At 43.4% G+C, this 18,241-nt stretch carries 15 protein-coding genes; 14 read left to right on the forward strand and 1 reads right to left on the reverse strand.

Features of this window, described 5'->3' with window-relative positions; genetic code table 11:
* Positions 1-120: 120 nt before the first annotated feature.
* The 14 genes from FE810_RS10475 to tviB all read left to right on the forward strand — a co-directional run bounded on the left by FE810_RS10475 (position 121) and on the right by tviB (position 15,631).
* Entirely contained in the window at positions 121-345 is a 225-nt protein-coding gene (locus FE810_RS10475) for a hypothetical protein (RefSeq protein ID WP_171022332.1), read from the forward strand.
* A 49-nt stretch (positions 346-394) separates the two neighbouring features.
* Positions 395-1,831 carry a hypothetical protein gene (locus tag FE810_RS10480; protein ID WP_138320009.1) on the forward strand — a complete coding sequence of 479 codons (1,437 nt, stop codon included), beginning with the start codon at positions 395-397 and terminating at the stop codon, positions 1,829-1,831.
* A 135-nt stretch (positions 1,832-1,966) separates the two neighbouring features.
* Complete coding sequence (locus tag FE810_RS10485) at positions 1,967-3,133, forward strand: nucleotidyltransferase family protein (RefSeq protein ID WP_138320010.1); 1,167 nt, start codon at positions 1,967-1,969, stop codon at positions 3,131-3,133.
* A gap of 216 nt (positions 3,134-3,349) precedes the next feature.
* Positions 3,350-3,718 (forward strand): hypothetical protein, encoded by a 369-nt coding sequence (locus FE810_RS10490; protein WP_138320011.1) that lies wholly within the window; start codon positions 3,350-3,352, stop codon positions 3,716-3,718.
* A 124-nt stretch (positions 3,719-3,842) separates the two neighbouring features.
* Positions 3,843-5,288, forward strand: a complete 1,446-nt coding sequence (locus FE810_RS10495; RefSeq protein WP_138320012.1) for an O-antigen ligase family protein — start codon at positions 3,843-3,845, stop codon at positions 5,286-5,288.
* Between the two features lie 111 nt (positions 5,289-5,399).
* A complete protein-coding gene (locus FE810_RS10500) occupies positions 5,400-6,662 on the forward strand; it encodes an outer membrane beta-barrel protein (protein ID WP_138320013.1) in 1,263 nt (420 codons plus the stop codon).
* Between the two features lie 111 nt (positions 6,663-6,773).
* Positions 6,774-7,334, forward strand: a complete 561-nt coding sequence (locus FE810_RS10505; protein WP_138320014.1) for a polysaccharide biosynthesis/export family protein — start codon at positions 6,774-6,776, stop codon at positions 7,332-7,334.
* A gap of 9 nt (positions 7,335-7,343) precedes the next feature.
* Complete coding sequence (locus tag FE810_RS10510) at positions 7,344-9,632, forward strand: GumC family protein (RefSeq protein ID WP_171022333.1); 2,289 nt, start codon at positions 7,344-7,346, stop codon at positions 9,630-9,632.
* 86 nt (positions 9,633-9,718) lie between these two features.
* On the forward strand, positions 9,719-10,309 hold the full coding sequence (locus FE810_RS10515; protein ID WP_171022334.1) for a hypothetical protein: 591 nt from the start codon (positions 9,719-9,721) through the stop codon (positions 10,307-10,309).
* 291 nt (positions 10,310-10,600) lie between these two features.
* Positions 10,601-11,704 (forward strand): dTDP-glucose 4,6-dehydratase, encoded by a 1,104-nt coding sequence (rfbB, locus tag FE810_RS10520; RefSeq protein WP_138320017.1) that lies wholly within the window; start codon positions 10,601-10,603, stop codon positions 11,702-11,704.
* The gene (gene rfbA, locus FE810_RS10525; protein ID WP_138320018.1) at positions 11,691-12,611 is read left to right on the forward strand and encodes a glucose-1-phosphate thymidylyltransferase RfbA; all 921 of its coding nucleotides are present in this window, start codon (positions 11,691-11,693) and stop codon (positions 12,609-12,611) included. The genes rfbB and rfbA overlap by 14 nt, the downstream gene beginning before the upstream one ends.
* On the forward strand, positions 12,583-13,128 hold the full coding sequence (gene rfbC, locus FE810_RS10530) for a dTDP-4-dehydrorhamnose 3,5-epimerase (protein ID WP_138320019.1): 546 nt from the start codon (positions 12,583-12,585) through the stop codon (positions 13,126-13,128). The genes rfbA and rfbC overlap by 29 nt, the downstream gene beginning before the upstream one ends.
* Positions 13,129-13,212: 84 nt before the next feature.
* Positions 13,213-14,112 (forward strand): dTDP-4-dehydrorhamnose reductase, encoded by a 900-nt coding sequence (rfbD, locus tag FE810_RS10535; protein ID WP_138320020.1) that lies wholly within the window; start codon positions 13,213-13,215, stop codon positions 14,110-14,112.
* Positions 14,113-14,356: 244 nt separating this feature from the next.
* Complete coding sequence (gene tviB / locus FE810_RS10540; RefSeq protein ID WP_138320021.1) at positions 14,357-15,631, forward strand: Vi polysaccharide biosynthesis UDP-N-acetylglucosamine C-6 dehydrogenase TviB; 1,275 nt, start codon at positions 14,357-14,359, stop codon at positions 15,629-15,631.
* Positions 15,632-15,662: 31 nt separating this feature from the next.
* Here tviB and mutS read toward each other — a convergent pair whose 3' ends face one another.
* Entirely contained in the window at positions 15,663-18,230 is a 2,568-nt protein-coding gene (gene mutS, locus FE810_RS10545) for a DNA mismatch repair protein MutS (RefSeq protein WP_138320022.1), read from the reverse strand.
* Positions 18,231-18,241 lie beyond the last annotated feature (11 nt).

An 18,241-nucleotide genomic window follows, 5' to 3' on the forward strand; every position in this document is an offset into this window, starting at 1 on the left:
AGCACAAGTGCTAATGGTTAAAGCATTATTCTTGCTTTTGTCGAGGAACCTTTTTATCATGGTGATGCATGTGGTTAACCCCCATAAGTTTCAATGAGTTAAACTTATAACGAGAATGCAGTGATGAATAAGAACAATCAAGCACAAGAAAATTCCAAGAATGATGAACTGACTCCCGAGCAGGCTCGTCGTCAGTTTATGAAGAAATATGGTAAGCTTGCTGCGGTTACGCCAATCGCGGTAACGGCGTTGATGACACCTAAAACATCAGCGGCACCGAAGTCCTGTAAAGAGCATCAGGGCAATAAACATTGTGTTAATTCTGCGTCATCAGGTTTTAACTAATTCTCATTCCCAAGTGAGTTTTGCCGGTAGTTGTTGATAAAGAGGCAAAATGCAGTCAATTCCTTTACAACATAAATATTTGAGATTGTTTATCGAAGGGGAGCAAGGCCTGATATTTTGCCAGCAGAGGCATTCTCTGTTTCGATTGCCACCATTAAGCATTGCATTGATCCTTGGGCTTGATTCCGGCGTTGGTCGTTCAGAGTGCTTAAATCAGGTCTCTCGTGCGAGCGGACTTGCACTGCCAGAAATAGAGCCTGCTATGGATGAAGTCTGGGATCTATACCATTTAGCCAGCTCCAACTCGTTACCTCGATCACCACAATCTAAATCGGCTAATCAGCCAACATTTACAGGTTCTTTATCTCGCTCAACCGCTGATATTACGAGCGTAGCCAGCTCTCAATCTTCTATGCAAACAATACACTATCGCGATGGGCTGTATTTTGAGGTATTACCGTTTAAATCCGCAACCCAGAAAAAAACGTTGTCCGTCGAAAATCAAGGGATCGCTCCTTGCTCTGAGTCGTTTGTTACCATTGATTTTGGCAGTATCGCCTTTCGTATTGAGTGCCAAGATAGTGATTTTCGCGAAATGCTACTTGCACTATTTGATAGATATATTCGCGACGATAATTTAATTCGTGCTCCCGTTACGGTTCAGTTTCAAATTCAATCGGTCGGTATCGAAGAAAACAATGACCCGCAATTTCAGAAACATTACCGAATGTTGTCGCAACAGCGGATTGTAGCCCACGAGATAACGTTTTCTGAACTTATGCCGACCATTATTGAACGAATGCAAATTCTCACATTTCAGTTAAGCGCATTTCGATTTTGTTATCATGGCGCTGCACTAATAAAAGATCAGCAACTGTTACTGTTGCCAGGGAAATCTGGTGTTGGTAAGTCGACACTTACCGCGTATCTTGCAACCAAGGGCTATCAGGTTTGTTCAGATGAAATGATCGTGCTTGATGACGATTTTAATGTATTGAACCTTCCCGCACCGCTTGCGATAAAATCCGGTGCCTGGTCAGTACTGCAAGCCTACTATCCTCAACTTGCAGAGCAACCGGTGTGGCAGCACAAAGATGGGCGTAAGCTAAAGTATGTTTGGCCACAATCGATGTTGCCCAATGCGGGCAAGGTCAATTCAGCCAGTCACTGGTGTAATTTTCAATCGGCGGATATTATCGCCCCAAATTATCAAAATGAGCGCCCGCTACAACACGAGCAAAACAACGAGCAGAACAATAAAGGCAATATGCCAGATTCGTTATCGGCAAATTTTAGTTCCTTTAGTGTTATCGACATGCTGAACTTAGTTGTTGCGGGGGGGTATCAGGTTGGCAAAGAACTAAGTGCAACTGACGTTATTGATTTGATTGGTTTTTTTGAAACGATCCGGCGAGGGCAACTAAGTTATTCGTCGAACGAAGCGGCATTTCACTTCCTATCTTCGAATACTAACGGTAAAAACTAACACGGTTAGTACTTTTCAAGAGCGCGAGTTAGCGGTATGGTTAGCAACATTACAGCCCCCTTTGAACATAACTGCGGCGCAGCGTTGCAGCTAAAACCAACATAGCAATAATAATCTAAAAAGGGCAATCGCAATATGGGCGCTAGTCAGCACATACAAATAACCCCCAATACGTTTCTGCAATTAGGGTTACTCCTGTCTGCGAATACAAAACCTACCGATATCGATCATGATTTAATGATCACCTTACAAACGGAAGAGTTGTATTTACCAATAATTGAGTTATCCAATTGCTATTGGATGACAAGTGCTTTGTGTTATCGATTAAAGAAATTACGCATTTTTCCTCAGTTACCACTTGTATTACAACAGTACTTGAATGAGGTGAGTAGCCTCTATCGGCAACGCAATATCGACATTAAAAAAGAAGCCAAACACGTGTGTGCCTTACTTGACGAGGCTGGCATCGAACAAGTATTGCTAAAAGGCGGTGCAAGTTTATTTAATGGTACGTATCCATCACCTGCGATGCGTTATATGTGCGATATTGATATTCTTGTGCCCGAGGAGAAACAACAGCAAGCATTCGAGTTACTTAAAGCCAATGGTTATCAAGCGGATGAAAGTCCTTTTGCCATCCATTCTGCAAACCATCATCATGCACCGTCTTTATGTCTGCCGGACAGTATGTGTCGTGTTGAAATTCATAAACAGGCATTAAAGTTTCCAGCCAGCCGGGTCCTGAACGATATCGATATTTGGGAGGAGGGTGATCCTTTGCCTTTAGGGGAAGGTGTGACGGTTAAACAACTAAATGCAACTCAGCAAATCATTTTGTGCATCGCCCATAGTGAAATATCCCACTCAGGGTTTGCAGAAAAAGTATTAGATATACGTCAGTTTTATCATCTGCTGTGTTTGATTCATCACTACCAGGAGAATATTGACTGGCGTCTGGTCGAAAAACATTTCCAGTTAGCAAATGTCGAGAATGTATTGCATGCAGCTTTGCAGGGGCTTTCGCTATTGTTTAATGAGGTAACACCAATTACCCGTAATGATGCTAAAAGTCGGCAACAGATTGAGCAAAGAATGAATTGTTTTTGCAACCAGTCAAAAATTCGAAAATACTGGCTCGCTATTAAACGAGTACTTTCGGGGTATAGCGCTAAGCAGATTGAATTTACCTATGACGTCAAGGGGATGTTTGGGGTTAGCAAAGGGCGATTCAAACACTTTTACAGACACTGCAAACTTATCATTAATCGCGAATATCGAGAAAATTTCTGGGCAAGTATCTAAGCAGCGAACAAGGTAAGTGACCGGGCATGTGTTTAAGTCGATGTTTAATTGAGCGTTTAAGTCGATGTTTAAGAAAGCGTAGAAGTAAGTGTTTAGTTAGCAGTAGTTTCTACATGATGCCGTAGGCAATTTACAAGCGGCAGTTTTCAATGACAGAAATTCTTGTTAGACTGAAAATTAACCAGAACAATAAACAGAGTCCCTACGGTTATGTCCATGTCGGTATTGAAAAGTATAAAAATATCTCACTTACCCGCAATTTTCCTATGCGTTATCTTTGCTGTGAATGCACAAGCACAGGAACAAAATGAACCACAGACGCCGGTAACTGCCGAGGCTAAAACGTCTGCAGTTTCGTCGGAGGAAACTGTTAAACCCGCAGACAAAAAAGCTAGCGCTGCGACCGATAATTCAAAAGAAGCGGTAAAAAAACAGCCGCAACCCGATGAACGTACGGCGCAGGAAAAAATTGCACAGAATCGTCGGGCGTTAAATTTATCACCACCCAAAGCACCGAAATCTTTAGGCGGTGGTAATGGCAATGGTGGCCTTGGTTCCGGACAAATTACCGTTTCCTCGAATTAACATCTGCTTTGTCGTCTAGTCTGTGTTCGCATTGATTGCCATGCATAAACCTATGTTGATGCCATGAATGCATTCCTAAACACATACCAATTCCAACCATACGAAATTGTCATAATCGAAATCCATGAAGGTTAACTCTCAAGCATTGCAATTTAACCTGTTTCTGGTGCTGGTTTTTTGGTTACCTATCCCGTTAGGCTCAAACAGACCTTGGGCATGGGCAGTATTGGAGCTAGGCGCATTTTGTTTACTTAGTGTTAGTTTACTGTCTTTTTCATGGCCGAAAATTAAAGAGCGATTACGCCCATACCAGGGGTATGTATATATCGTCGCGGCATTTACCCTATGGCAAGGCCTGCAATCGGTTCCTTTACCCACTTTTTTAATTAGCTGGATCAGCCCCAATAACGTGCTGTTGCAGCAGCAAATCCATAGTGGACAATGGCTAAATTCGCATTGGTTACCGTTATCTTTAGATCCTGTACAAACCCTGGTTATGTTTGTTAAGTCATGCGCGTATCTTGCAATGGCTTGTCTGGTTTTTATTCACGTCACTAACCTCAGGAAACTTAAGTTACTGGTCATGGTGATTATCGCGACAGGGCTTTTTCAAGCTACCTATGGCACGTTAGCATTGCTCAATAGTGATGACCGAAGCTGGATGCTAACACTACAGAACAGCTCTAATGCAACGGGCTCATTTATCTACAGAAATCATTTTGCCAACTTCTTGATTCTGTGCGCGAGCTTGGCCGTAGGTTGGCTGTTGAGTTACCTGTTACAACAAAGAGCCCGCTCCAATGTCCCGTTTATAAAAACATTTCTATCTAGCTATATTTCGGGCAAGTTTACCTTACGGCTGTCGCTGGTCTGCATGGTTATCGCGATAGTATTGTCCCATTCTCGGATGGGCAATACCGCGTTTTTTATGGCCTTAACCCTTACCTTGGGACTTAGTGCAATTGTGTTTGGTAAAACAAGCCGGTCTAGCCGTCGGTATGTATTGGTTCTGCTGTTCAGCGTATTGACCATCGACGCATTGATTCTCGGTAGTTGGTTTGGAATCGACAAAGTTAAGCAACGGATTGAAAACACCAGCCTTGAAAAAGAAACGCGAGATAATGTTGCTATCGATAGCATGGTGTTGATCAAAGAATTCGCCATGACTGGTGTGGGAGCAGGGGGGTTTTACGTCGCTTATCCCCGAGTGAAAAAACAAGATGTGAAAGGGTTTTATGATCATGCGCATAACGATTATTTGCAATTTGTGATTGAGTACGGATTGCCAATGTCGATATTGTTAATGGCATTGATTGTTGTTTCTATATGGCATGCATACCAGGCGATGTTGTTAAGGAATAGTCATTTTATCCGAGGTTTATCAGGAGGTTGTATCATGGCGGTTATTGGCATGATGTTGCATATTAGCGTTGATTTTAACCTGCAATCGCCGGCGAATTCGGCCTATTTTGTGATTATTCTGGCATTGTGCTGGGTTTGCCGATTTGGATTACCCTCAACGAAGGTTGCAGTGCCGGATACACCAAAAAAAACAAGCTTAAGTGTTTAAAACGAGATTTAATCCGTTTTACAGGTAAGACCAGAAGATAAGTGAATAATTTTTAATCGTTGCCATTAATAAGCGAATTAATTAACATACCCTTAAACGCTAATAAAAATAATGTCACGCCCCATGATGTTCAAGCAAACGACAACCTTATTTCTGCTGGTTTTGATCTCCTTTTCGGGCTTCGCAGTTGATCCGAAAGCCTACAAGCTTGGGAGTTTTGATTTAATACCAACCTTAGGTATTGAGCAGCGCTTTGATTCCAATATCTTAAACGCAAGTTCCAGCAAGCAAGAAGTTGACTCCTGGATCACCCAATTCAAGCCTAAAATCACCCTCGAAAATAACTATGGGGGAGATCTGTATCGCTTTGCTTATGAACTGGATTCAGCACTTTACTACGCCAGTTCGGATGATAATTATACCAATCAAGCGCTAACGGCGGATATGAAATGGGTGTTAGACCGTTATAATCGATTCTCTGTATCAGGCGATTATATTGTCGACCATGAACAACGAGGAGATGGTTACTCGATAGGTTTTGGCGAGTATTACAAAGAACCTACACAATTTACCGTGACTCAGGCCGACGCCATCTATAGTTATGGCGCATTGTCTGCATTAGCCCGTATTGATTTAAAAGCTAAAGTACGTGATGTTGCCTGGGAGAGTCTCTATGAGAGCGACCTGAATGTAGATATTCTTGATGTAGGTAATGGTTTAAACCCAGATGAGATCGATTTCACCCGCTGGCGTGAATATTCGATGAATGAGATCGGCGCCACGTTTTTCAGAAAGCTTACCGGTAAAACGCAACTTACCGCGGATCTCAGTATTAAAAACTTTAATTATGCCGATGACCCTTTTCAGCCTGATAATCTTGATAGTAAACAAGATGGTTTTTATCTCGGGGTGGAATGGGATTCTACAGGATTAACGACAGGCTACGCAAAGCTTGGTTACGAACGTAAATCCTTTGACTCTCAAAGTCGCGGCGATGCGTCAGGTGTGCGTTGGTTAGTTGGCATTTTATGGACACCACTGACCTATTCGAATTTTGATTTTTCCACTGCCAAGCAAACCACCGAACAAAAAGGTCAGGGTAATGCCATAGACAATACGTTTTTTGGTTTGAGTTGGCATCATAAGTGGCTGGAACGATTATCGAGCACATTAGACATAGCGTCGAGCAATGATAAATATAATGGCACTTCACGGGAAGATGACAATGCCATATTTGGTATTAAAGCGAATTATCATATGCGCCGCAATATCGATATAATTGCCGGCGTACATTATACCGATCGAGACAGTAATCAAGAGGTTTTCGACTACTCGGGATTGAATTTTAACGTCTCGGTCCTGTTGTCGATGTAGTTATGTTATCTTTGTAATCCGGCTATCCTTTTCGTCTTACACTGAGGGATGGCTTGGATTTACTCAAATCTGCGCAGTCGTAAATAATAAGATAATAAGTTGGCAAATATCATGATAAATTTTTCTTCCTCATTGGCATTTCTTGTTAAAACCTTAGTGATCACCTGGCTAGTTCTTATCGCCTCTAGCGTTCAGGCTGCGAATATACAAGCTCAGGAGTATCGTATTGATAGTGGTGATAAAATTGCCATCGATGTCTATGGAGAAGCGGAGCTATCCCGAGAATTATTGCTAAACGACAGTGGCAAAATTAACTACCCTTTCTTAGGGGAAATTACCATACAAGGGTTAACCCTTTATCAGGTTGAACAGAAGATTCATCAGGGCTTGAAAGGGGATTATCTGATCAATCCAAATGTGTCGGTAAGTATTATCACCTATCGTCCGTTTTTTATTGATGGGGAAGTGAAAAAGCCAGGCGGCTACCCCTATCAACCGGGTTTGACCGTTGCCAAAGCGGCGGCTCTGGCCGGAGGCTTTACCGAACGTGCGTCTTTAGACAAAATATACATAGTAAAAAGCGGCCTTGACGATAAAACACCCAAATCCATCGATCAGCACACGTTAATCGGTCCCGGTGACATTATATCCATTAAGCAAAGTTTCTTTTAAGGAGTGCCTGTGAGCGTAAATAATAAAGGGCATCTTTCTTCCGTAAACACAACACCTGATGTGGCGACAGAATTTGTTAATCACGATGAAATTGATTTGGGTAAATTGATCCGGGTCATTTGGCGGCACAAACTGGTGATTTTGAGTTTTGCCGCACTTGTTACCGTGTTAACCGCAATGGTGATGTCATCGAAAACACCAATCTATGTTGCCTCGGCGAGCTTACTGCTAGAAGCGGAACAAAATCGAGTGTTACAACTGGACGATGTCTATGGTGAATCAACCAGTGCTCAGGAATATTACTATTCGCAGCTGGAAATCATACGTTCAAGAAAAGTTGCGGAAAAAGTTGTTGATACATTGCAGTTGCACAAGCACCCTTTTTTCAATCAGCCAAGAGAAGAGCAACCGAGTCTGAAACAAACCATTGTAAATTTGGTGAATCCTCAGCCTCCGGCACCTGAATTATCGACTCAGCAAAAAGCCATGCAAAAGCGAGACGCCATCATCGGTTATGTCTGGGGTAATATGTCAGCTTCGCCTGTTTCCAAAACTCAGGTAGTTACCATCAGTTTCGAATCTGAATCGCCGCAATTAGCTGCAACTTTGGCCAATGCAATCGCGCAGGCTTACCTTGATAATCATATGGATGTTAACCTCGATCGCATTGAAAAATCGGCAATCTGGCTAAACTCCAGCATGTCAGGTTTAAAACAGAAACTGGAAAGTGCGGAAGAGCGGCTAGCATTGTTTCAAGAGCGTGAATCACTGGTCGATGTCCGGGGCATTAAGAGCCTGGCGGCGAAAGAGCTGGAAGAGCTTTCCGGACAGTTGACCCGAGCACAGCAAGCGGTTGATCAAAGTGAATTGATTAGTTCTTTGCTGCAACGAAATCAGGCAAAAGATGGCGTTTCTCTGGAATTTATCAATAGTGTACCGGAAATCTTTAATCATCCATCGGTACAAAATTTACAGCAACAGAAATTATCAATCGAGACTAAAAAGCAGGAATTAGGTTTCGTCTATGGGCCAAAACACCCAAAGATGATTGCGGTCAATGCTGAACTTGGCAAAGCACAATTAAATATCGACCAGCAAATTTCGCGGCTCATTAACAGCCTGGGAACGGATACTCGTCAAGCGAAGGAGCGGGTCACTCAAATCAATCAGGCCATCGCGACAGCAAAAGCTAAGTTTCAACGCCTCACACGTATTGAAAATCAACACCGTGACCTGTTGCAGGACGTGGAAATGAATCGTAATTTATATGAAGCCTTCTTTTCCAGATTGAAAGAAACGGCTCAGCTTGAAGGGTTTGAGACGTCCGTCGGTCGTGTTATTGACCCGGCAACAACCCCTTACTCGCCATCTAAACCCCGTAAAAAGTTGGTGGTCGTTCTGGCATTAATGCTGTCTTCAATGGTAGGTGTTGCCTGCGTATTGCTTATGGAAGCACTAAATTCGACCATTCGTAGTGCCGAAGATGTTGAACAAAAATTGTCGCAAACATTGCTGGGAATTATTCCATTGGTAAAGCTTAATCATCAACGTGACAATGGTACGGTACTGCAAAGATTGATAAAAAAATCGCAGCAGCAAGATGTAACACCACTTGCAGCCAACTATTATCTACAGGACAAAGAACAGGGCTTTAGTGAAGCAGTGCGGACCATTCGCACCAGTTTACAAATGTTGAATATTGAGTCGCAAGCCAAAGCCATTGCAGTAACCTCGACTTTACCCGGTGAAGGAAAAACGCAATTAAGCTCAAACTTGTTTTACGCGATTGGACAGTTGCAAAAGACTATCATTATTGATGCCGATATGCGTCGTCCGAGCATTGGCAAAAATTTTGCGATTGATAAATCACAGCCCGGATTAGCCAATTATATTGCAGGTACCCATGAGTTAGCGCAATGCATTGTCCAGGATAACCACAATCAGATGGATATCATGGTCGCAGGAGACATGGCTCCAAACCCTCAAGAATTGCTGTCCTCGGCAAGATTCAAAGCACTGATCACTCAACTCAGTGAAAGTTATGATCGAATTATCATTGATACGCCACCCATATTAGCGGTAAGCGATGCGATTTTAATCGCTGGTGTAAGTGATGCGCTTATCTATGTGGTCAAGGCTGAAGATACGAAAGAGCAACAAGTGAAGGCCGGCTTTAAACGCCTACGCACTTCGGGTGTTGAGGTCTCAGGCGTAGTATTGAATCAGGTTGATATGGATAAAGCGCAATCGTACCAGGCGTTTGACGGATATTATGACCAATATGGGTATAGCAGTTAACGGCATGCCACTGCAATATGCCAAAACAACAATGGCGCGAGGCCAAAAGTTAAGCGAGATATCATCACAGTACCGGGGCTCGGATAATGGTTCTTGGTCAGCTCGATTCATTTAATTGGTTCTCTATGGATAACGTGATTAAATTTATACTGATTATTATCTTAGTGATATTGACCATTGTTGCCACTTCTTTCGGAGTGGCAAATATCGCCTTTAAACAAGCTGAAGTGCGCGTGAAAAGTTGGCAGGCAATCGGTTATATTGGCAACGCGCAAGATTATCGTCAGGCGTTACGCTATGCCGATGATGCGTTGTTTTACCATCCGGGGCATAATCAATATCTAGAAATCAAAGCTCAGATATTAGAATGGGGCGCTGATGATAATATGGTAGATCGCCAAACCGCTTTGCAACACGCGAAGCAACTTTATCTGCAATCGACTTCCACACGCCCCACCTGGCCTGCGACATGGGCTGCGTTAGCCATGTTAAAATGGCGGATGCAGGAATTTGACTCTCAAATGGTGTCTTTCTTGCAAAATGCTTATGCCATGGGCAGAAATAGTCCAGAAGTTAAATTGGCATTCCAACAACTCGGCCCTGTCCTTCGCGACTACCATCCTCAGCTTTTTGCACCGCTCGAGCCTCAGTACGACGATCTTTTAAAAATAAAATAAAGAGCTTAATAACAATGCCTTAGAAACCAGTCTCATGATTTCTCTGTGAGTTCTGATGATGAATATGGCGAGATTTGGTATCTATTCTATACTGTTTTTAATAACAAAAAACGGGCTTAAGGGATAAGTCACAGCATTAAGTGGTTCACATTCAGCTTTCTTTGCATTGTGTACTGGATCATTAAACCTCCCTTGAAAATCAATTCCTGTTTGCAACGTGATTATTTGCATGACGAAACTGTCGCGGTATTTATCGCTTCGTTTGTTTGCTCTGTTAAGTATGGACATTTTATGAAAATCATCGTGACAGGCGGCGCCGGATTTATTGGCAGCGCCGTTATTCGTAATATTCTTCAACACACAAAAGATCAGGTATTAAACTACGATTGCCTGACCTATGCGGGCAATTTGGAATCCATTCCTGACTCCTTAACTGAACGTGTAGATACCGACACTCTAGCGCCAAGATATCAGTTTATAAAGGGTGATATTTGTGATGCTGAACTGTTTACGGCACTGCTAAATCAATACCAGCCCGACGCTATTATGCATTTGGCGGCTGAATCTCATGTCGATCGCTCCATTGATGGCCCGGCGCTGTTTATCAAAACCAATGTTGTCGGTACCTGTAATCTATTGGAATGCGCCAGAAAATATTGGTTAACGATGCCTGCGCAGAAAAAATCGTCATTTCGCTTTTTGCATGTGTCCACCGATGAGGTTTTCGGTGATTTACAATCTGATCAGTTGAAGTTCACAGAACAAACCCCATACGCGCCTTCAAGCCCTTATTCAGCCTCTAAAGCTGGCAGCGATCATCTGGTCAGGGCATGGGGCAGAACCTATGGCTTTCCGGTATTAATTACCAACTGTTCAAATAATTATGGTCCTTACCATTTTCCAGAAAAACTCATTCCCCATATCATTCTCAGCGCACTGCAAGGTAAACCTTTACCTGTGTATGGTGATGGTAAACAAGTGCGAGACTGGCTTTATGTTGACGATCATGCTCAGGCTTTGCTCAAAGTTGTCAAGGAAGGTGAGGTTGGTGAAACCTATACCATAGGGGGCAATAACGAAAAGCAAAATATTGAAGTGGTAAAAACCATTTGCGGCATTTTGAACCAAAAGATTAACGATAAACCCGATGGTATTGAAGATTTTTCAAACTTGATCACATACGTTCAGGATAGGCCCGGGCATGACAAACGATATGCGATCGATGCGTCTAAGATAGCAAATTCCCTGCATTGGCAACCGACCGAATCATTTGAATCCGGTATTGAAAAAACCGTGCAATGGTATTTGGATAATCCCGATTGGTGGCAAAACGTACTTACCGGTAAATATCAATTAACCAGGCTAGGAGATACTCAGTATCATGAAAGCTTATAAAGGAATTATTCTCGCAGGGGGTTCAGGAACCCGATTGCACCCGATCACAATGGGCGTTTCTAAGCAGCTATTGCCGGTTTATGACAAGCCGATGATTTACTACCCTCTGTCGGTGCTGATGCTAGCAGGGATCAAAGAAGTTCTGATTATCTCTACACCGGAGGACTTACCAGGTTTTAAGCGTTTACTTGGCGATGGAGAGCAGTTTGGTCTAGAACTGCAATATGCAGAGCAACCGTCGCCGGATGGTCTTGCCCAGGCATTTATTATTGGTGAGCAATTTATCGGTGACTCCAATGTTTGCCTGGTGCTTGGTGATAATATTTTCTATGGTCAGCATTTTACCGACAAACTGCAGTTGGCAACGGAATTTGAAACTGGGGCTATGGTATTTGGCTATCATGTTAAAGATCCTGAGCGATTTGGTGTGGTCGAATTTAATGCCCAGGGCAAAGCGACGAGCATCGAAGAAAAGCCAAAAATTCCCAAGTCTAATTATGCGGTTACCGGTTTATATTTCTACGACAACCGGGTCATCGATATCGCAAAAAATATTAAACCCTCACCTCGAGGCGAGCTGGAAATTACCGAGATTAACAATGAATATTTGCGCTTAGGTGAGCTCAACGTATCCATTTTGGGTCGTGGCTGTGCTTGGTTAGATACCGGAACCCATGATTCGTTAGCGGAAGCTGGGCACTTTGTACAAGCCGTGGAAAAGCGCCAGGGCCTGAAGGTTGCGTGCTTAGAAGAAATTGGTTTCAGAAACGGCTGGCTGTCGTCACAACAGTTAAAAACATCAATAAAACGATACCAAAAAACTGAATATGGACAATACCTCGCTTCCTTGATGCCGGCCAGTTTAGGTAAGGACTACAATGAAAGTTATCTCTACAAAAATATCTGATTTAAAAGTTATCGAACCGGTTACCTTTGGTGATGACCGAGGCTTCTTCCTTGAAACCTTTCAGTCGGATCGGTATCGCTCAAAAGTTGGCATTGAACAGGAATTTGTTCAAGACAATTATTCAAGATCTCGCAAAGGAGTACTGCGGGGCCTGCATTTTCAAATTAAAAAACCACAAGGTAAATTAGTGCGAGTCGTACGTGGCGAAGTGTTTGACGTGGCCGTAGATATCCGCAAAGACTCTCCGACATTTGGGCAATGGCACGGTGAAATTTTATCGGAAGACAATAAGCGACAGTTTTGGATCCCTCCGGGGTTTGCCCATGGTTTTGTTGTTCTTTCTGAAGTAGCGGATTTTGAATACAAGTGCACAGATTTTTATGATCCCGAGGACGAAGGTGGCTTGCTTTGGAATGACCAGGACTTGAATATCCAGTGGCCGGTACGTCAATTAGGTCGGGTACAGCTTTCCGACAAGGATAGAAATGCTACGCCCCTGAGCAAACTCTACTCTTAAGGGGTTAGCTACTCCGCTAGGAAGTAATGTGGCGCTGATTAACAAACGTCGGGTAAAAATACGTTAATTCAAGGAAAGGATCCAATGAATATTTTAGTGGTAGGAAAGTACGGACAACTGGCATCTTGTTTAAGGGATGTTGTTAAACAAGAAAAAAATACGGATACAGGCATAAACTGGCATTTTTTACCGTCAATGCAATTGAATATTGCCGAACGAAAATCGGTCCAGCAGACGTTTGCCAGAATAAACCCTCAACTTGTGATCAATACCGCTGCTTATACACAAGTAGACAAAGCCGAAGAAGAACAGGATAAGGCAATTGCCGTAAATCAACTCGGCTGCAAGTATCTCGCTATCGCCTGCGCTAATCTCAATATCCCGATGATCCATATTTCTACGGATTATGTCTTTTCTGGAGATGCTCAAACTCCGTATACACCTGGCGAGAAAACCGCTCCGGGTTGCACCTATGGTTTGAGTAAATTTCTGGGGGAGCAAGAGGTTATGACCTACCTGAATAAATTTGTGATTATTCGCACCGCCTGGGTATTTAGTGAATATGGTAAGAACTTTGTCCGAACCATGCTAAAACTGGCCCGGGAAAAGCAACAGTTTGGTGTCGTCAACGATCAAGTGGGTAACCCGACTTATGCTGGCGACTTGGCTCGTGGAATTTATCAAATAGCAGTTGCGATTAAAGGCGGTGAAAAGCAATGGGGAATTTATCACTACAATGGTGCTTCTTCGGTAAGCTGGTATCAATTTGCACGTGAAATTGTCGATATGGCCAAGGACAAAGCCGTGATCCCTTTACTACCCAAGATAGCGCCACTGACAACCTTACAGTATCCAACGCCAGCAAAACGACCCGCGTATTCTTCAATGTGTAATGAAAAAATTATGCGCAAATGGCGGGTAGTGCCCAGTGATTGGAAAAAAGGACTGGCAAAAGTCATCGAAAATGAGCAGCAACAATTCTAATTTTTGGCGAATAGCACCGGATTTTTATCGAATCTTGAGAAAGGATAAGTTGGAATCACAACAGCGCCTTGTTACACCGATTTTAAAATGACAGGTGCTATTAAAAACGTTAATAGAACCATGTTGTTATTCGCGAGAAACAGATAGCATTACCGTTAAAAAATTGCCGGTTGAAATGGCAGCTTTTGGTTTATCTTCTATACTCAACAGTAATAAAAACAAACAGTAACTCGAAGAGTCTTTTATGCCTTTTACAACAACAAAAATCGCAGTTATCGGCCTAGGCTATGTTGGCCTTCCCCTCGCAGTTGAATTCGGTAAAAAGTATCTGACCAAAGGTTTTGATATCAATCAATCGCGGATTGATGAATTAAAAATCGGTGAAGACAGCACCCTTGAGGTCAATCCTGAAAACTTAAAAAGCGCTTCTCGCCTGACCTTTACGACTGACGTAGAAGATTTACGGGCTTGTAATTTCTACATCATTACTGTTCCTACCCCAATTGATAAACATAAGCAGCCTGATTTAACGCCGCTACTTAAAGCCAGTGAAATGCTCGGTAAGGTAATAGAGAAGGGGGATATCGTTGTTTATGAATCAACCGTATATCCCGGGGCAACCGAAGAAGATTGCATTCCGGTGATTGAAAAAATCTCAGGTTTAACATACAACGAGGACTTTTTTGCAGGCTATTCTCCGGAGCGAATAAACCCGGGTGATAAACAACATACCGTCACCCAGATCCTGAAAGTTACTTCAGGCTCCACACCTGAAATTGCCCAGAAAGTTGATGATGTATATCAATCGGTGATCTCTGCTGGCACCCATATGGCATCATCTATCAAAGTTGCCGAAGCGGCAAAAGTGATTGAAAACACCCAGCGTGATGTCAATATCGCCTTGATCAATGAATTGGCAATTATCTTCAATAAGCTTGATATTGATACCCTCGAAGTTCTGCAAGCCGCAGGTACCAAATGGAACTTCTTACCGTTTCGTCCGGGTCTTGTGGGTGGCCACTGCATCGGTGTTGATCCGTATTATCTAACCCAAAAAGCACAGGATATCGGTTATCACCCGAAAATGATCTTGGCTGGTCGGCATTTGAATGATGGCATGGGGGAGTACGTTGTTAGTCAATTGGTGAAAAACATGATGAAACAACATGCCAAAGTTGAGCACGCAAATGTGCTCGTAATGGGGTTGACGTTTAAGGAAAACTGCCCGGACCTGCGTAACACTAAAGTGATTGATATTGTTAACGAATTACATGAATACAATATGAATGTGGATGTCACGGATCCCTGGTGCAATAAAGAAGAAGCGAAAGCACTTTATGGTATTGATGTCGTAAGCCGCCCGAAAAGCGACCATTATGATGCGATTATTCTGGCCGTTGCCCATCGCGAATATCTGGAGCTGACCACCAATGAAATCCGTGAATGGGGAAGACGTGGTCACTTTATCTACGACCTTAAATATGTACTTCCTCGAGAAGAAGTAGACCTCAGGCTTTAATGCCTGGGGTGCCTGTCCGTTACCATTGCGTTTACAGGGTATCCTTTAACTCATACAAATATTGCAAAGCCTGACGCGGACTTAACGCGTCAACATCTAATGCTTGCAACTTATCAATGACTGGATGGTCTTCATTAAAACTAAACTGCACGGGTGAACTTGCCGGTGTCGCCTCACTGCCAAGATTTTTATCAAGCGTTTCCAACTCTTTCAGCCTTTGTTTCGCCCGTTTAACCACCGACTTTGGAACACCGGCAAGTTGTGCCACCTGTAACCCGAAACTTTTGCTTGCCGCACCATTTTGTATTGCGTGCATAAAGACGATATTGTCGTCGTGCTCAACCGCATCCAAATGAATGTTTGCGAGTGAGTCTAATTGATCTGCCAATTGAGTAAGTTCAAAGTAATGGGTAGCAAATAGGGTAAAGGCTTGGGTTTTTTGCGCCAAATATTCGGCACAGGCCCAGGCCAGAGACAAACCATCATAGGTACTGGTACCGCGACCGATTTCATCCAATAACACTAAACTTTTATCGCTTGCATTATGCAGAATATTTGCCGTCTCGGTCATTTCGACCATAAAAGTAGACCGCCCGGATGCTAAATCATCGGATGCACCAATCCGCGTAAAAATCCGATCGACAATGCCTATTTTTGCACTTTGTGCCGGTACGAAACTTCCGATATGTGCGAGCAAAACGATCAGCGCGGTTTGTCGCATATAGGTGGATTTACCCCCCATATTCGGTCCAGTAATTATCAACATTTGTTGTTGCTTATTAAGCGTTACCGGATTGGCGATAAACGGCTGTTCACTCACCTGTTCTACGACCGGGTGACGGCCGTCAGTAATATCGATGATACGATTTTCACTAAGTACAGGGACTTGATAATTTAAGGTATTTGCACGCTCGCTTAGATTCGCCAGTACATCAAGGGTTGCAATACCATCAGCACATCGTTGCAAAGTCTCTATATTTGGTAACAACTGATCGAACAATTCATCATATAGACGCTTTTCCAAAGCAAGGAAGCGACTCTGTGAACTCAATACTTTCTCTTCATGCACCTTTAGCTCTTCGGTGATATATCGTTCGTTGTTTTTCAGGGTTTGGCGACGAATATATTCTGCAGGGACCTGATCTGACGATGCTCGACTGATTTCAATAAAAAAGCCATGGACTCGATTGTAACCAACTTTAAGGCTGCTGATCCCGGTGCGCTGACGTTCTTGCTCTTCAAGGTCCGCCAAAAACTGACTCGCCCCTTGACTGAGATCTCTCAGCTCATCGAGCTCTTGATGATAACCTTCGCGAATGACTCCACCATCACGTATTAGCACTGGAGGATTGTCATTAATGGCATTGGTTAGTAAATCATGGAGTGGCTCAATGGGTTGACAGGCAACTTTCAACTCCCGCAATAGCGGGGAAAGGTCCTCATCTAATAGCGCTTGAATTTCTGGTAACAATCCCAGGGCATTGCGAAGTCGCGCCAAATCTCTGGGGCGGGCACTGCGCAATGCGATACGGGCGACGATTCGCTCGATATCACCAACGCCTTTAATGACATCATGTAAATCTGGATAAATATCCTGATCAATGAGTCGGGTAATCGCAGTTTGTCGTTGCTTCAGTTTATTAATGTCGGTTAACGGGCTATGTAACCAACGCTGAAATAAGCGTGACCCCATCGGTGACGCGGTTCGGTCGAGCACACTTGCCAGTGTATTGTCATGACCACCGGCAAGGTTTTCGGTTAGCTCTAAATTTCTCCGGGTCGCGGCATCAAGGATCACGGCTTCACGATAAGATTGCGCTGTAATGGTGCGTATATGGGGGAGGCTGGTACGTTGTGTGTCTTTCACATATTGCAATAGACAACCGCTGGCGCAAATGCCCAATTGGTACTGTTCTACACCAAAACCCTGCAAATCTTGGGTTTCGAATTGTTGCGTTAATAATTTATAGCTGGTCTGGTGATCGTATTCCCAGTCTGGACGACGACGTAATCCCTTAAATGCAGCCAGCGCCTGGGTATACTCGAAAGATTCTGGGTAAAGTATTTCTGCCGGAGACAGACGTTGCAATTCGGCACTCAGCTGCTCCAACGTTTGTGGTTCACACAAATGAAATTTACCAGAACTCATATCCAGGTAGGAAACACCGAATTTATCATGATGGGCATAAACAGATACCAGTAAATTGTCCTGACGGTCCTTTAAAAGCGCTTCGTCACTTAGGGTCCCAGGTGTGACAATGCGAACAACTTTGCGTTCTACCGGCCCCTTACTTGTGGCCGGATCGCCGACTTGCTCACAGATAGCAACAGATTCACCTAATGCGACGAGACGTGCCAGATAATTTTCCACCGCATGATAAGGCACCCCAGCCATGGGTATTGCATTACCACCGGTTTTCCCTCTGGCGGTTAACGAAATATCCAATAAGTCCGCAGCTTTTTTGGCATCATCAAAAAACAGTTCATAAAAGTCACCCATACGATAGAACACCAGGATGTGCTCGAATTCACTTTTAATCGTCAGGTATTGGCGCATCATTGGGGTGTGATTTGAAAATTGTTCTGGATTCTGAGTCATTAATTTTTCTG

It is taken from the genome of Thalassotalea litorea (assembly GCF_005843925.1).
In the GTDB taxonomy this organism is placed as follows: Bacteria; Pseudomonadota; Gammaproteobacteria; order Enterobacterales; family Alteromonadaceae; genus Thalassotalea_A; species Thalassotalea_A litorea_A.

Bases quoted from the DNA above. Each gene is read 5' to 3' on its own strand.
- FE810_RS10480 (WP_138320009.1), top strand. From the start codon at position 395: ATGCAGTCAATTCCTTTACAACATAAATATTTGAGATTGTTTATCGAA.
- FE810_RS10485 (WP_138320010.1), top strand. From the start codon at position 1,967: ATGGGCGCTAGTCAGCACATACAAATAACCCCCAATACGTTTCTGCAA.
- FE810_RS10490 (WP_138320011.1), top strand. From the start codon at position 3,350: ATGTCGGTATTGAAAAGTATAAAAATATCTCACTTACCCGCAATTTTC.
- FE810_RS10495 (WP_138320012.1), top strand. From the start codon at position 3,843: ATGAAGGTTAACTCTCAAGCATTGCAATTTAACCTGTTTCTGGTGCTG.
- FE810_RS10500 (WP_138320013.1), top strand. From the start codon at position 5,400: ATGTCACGCCCCATGATGTTCAAGCAAACGACAACCTTATTTCTGCTG.
- FE810_RS10505 (WP_138320014.1), top strand. From the start codon at position 6,774: ATGATAAATTTTTCTTCCTCATTGGCATTTCTTGTTAAAACCTTAGTG.
- FE810_RS10515 (WP_171022334.1), top strand. From the start codon at position 9,719: ATGGTTCTTGGTCAGCTCGATTCATTTAATTGGTTCTCTATGGATAAC.
- rfbB (WP_138320017.1), top strand. From the start codon at position 10,601: ATGAAAATCATCGTGACAGGCGGCGCCGGATTTATTGGCAGCGCCGTT.
- rfbA (WP_138320018.1), top strand. From the start codon at position 11,691: ATGAAAGCTTATAAAGGAATTATTCTCGCAGGGGGTTCAGGAACCCGA.
- rfbC (WP_138320019.1), top strand. From the start codon at position 12,583: ATGAAAGTTATCTCTACAAAAATATCTGATTTAAAAGTTATCGAACCG.
- rfbD (WP_138320020.1), top strand. From the start codon at position 13,213: ATGAATATTTTAGTGGTAGGAAAGTACGGACAACTGGCATCTTGTTTA.
- tviB (WP_138320021.1), top strand. From the start codon at position 14,357: ATGCCTTTTACAACAACAAAAATCGCAGTTATCGGCCTAGGCTATGTT.
- mutS (WP_138320022.1), bottom strand. From the start codon at position 18,230: ATGACTCAGAATCCAGAACAATTTTCAAATCACACCCCAATGATGCGC.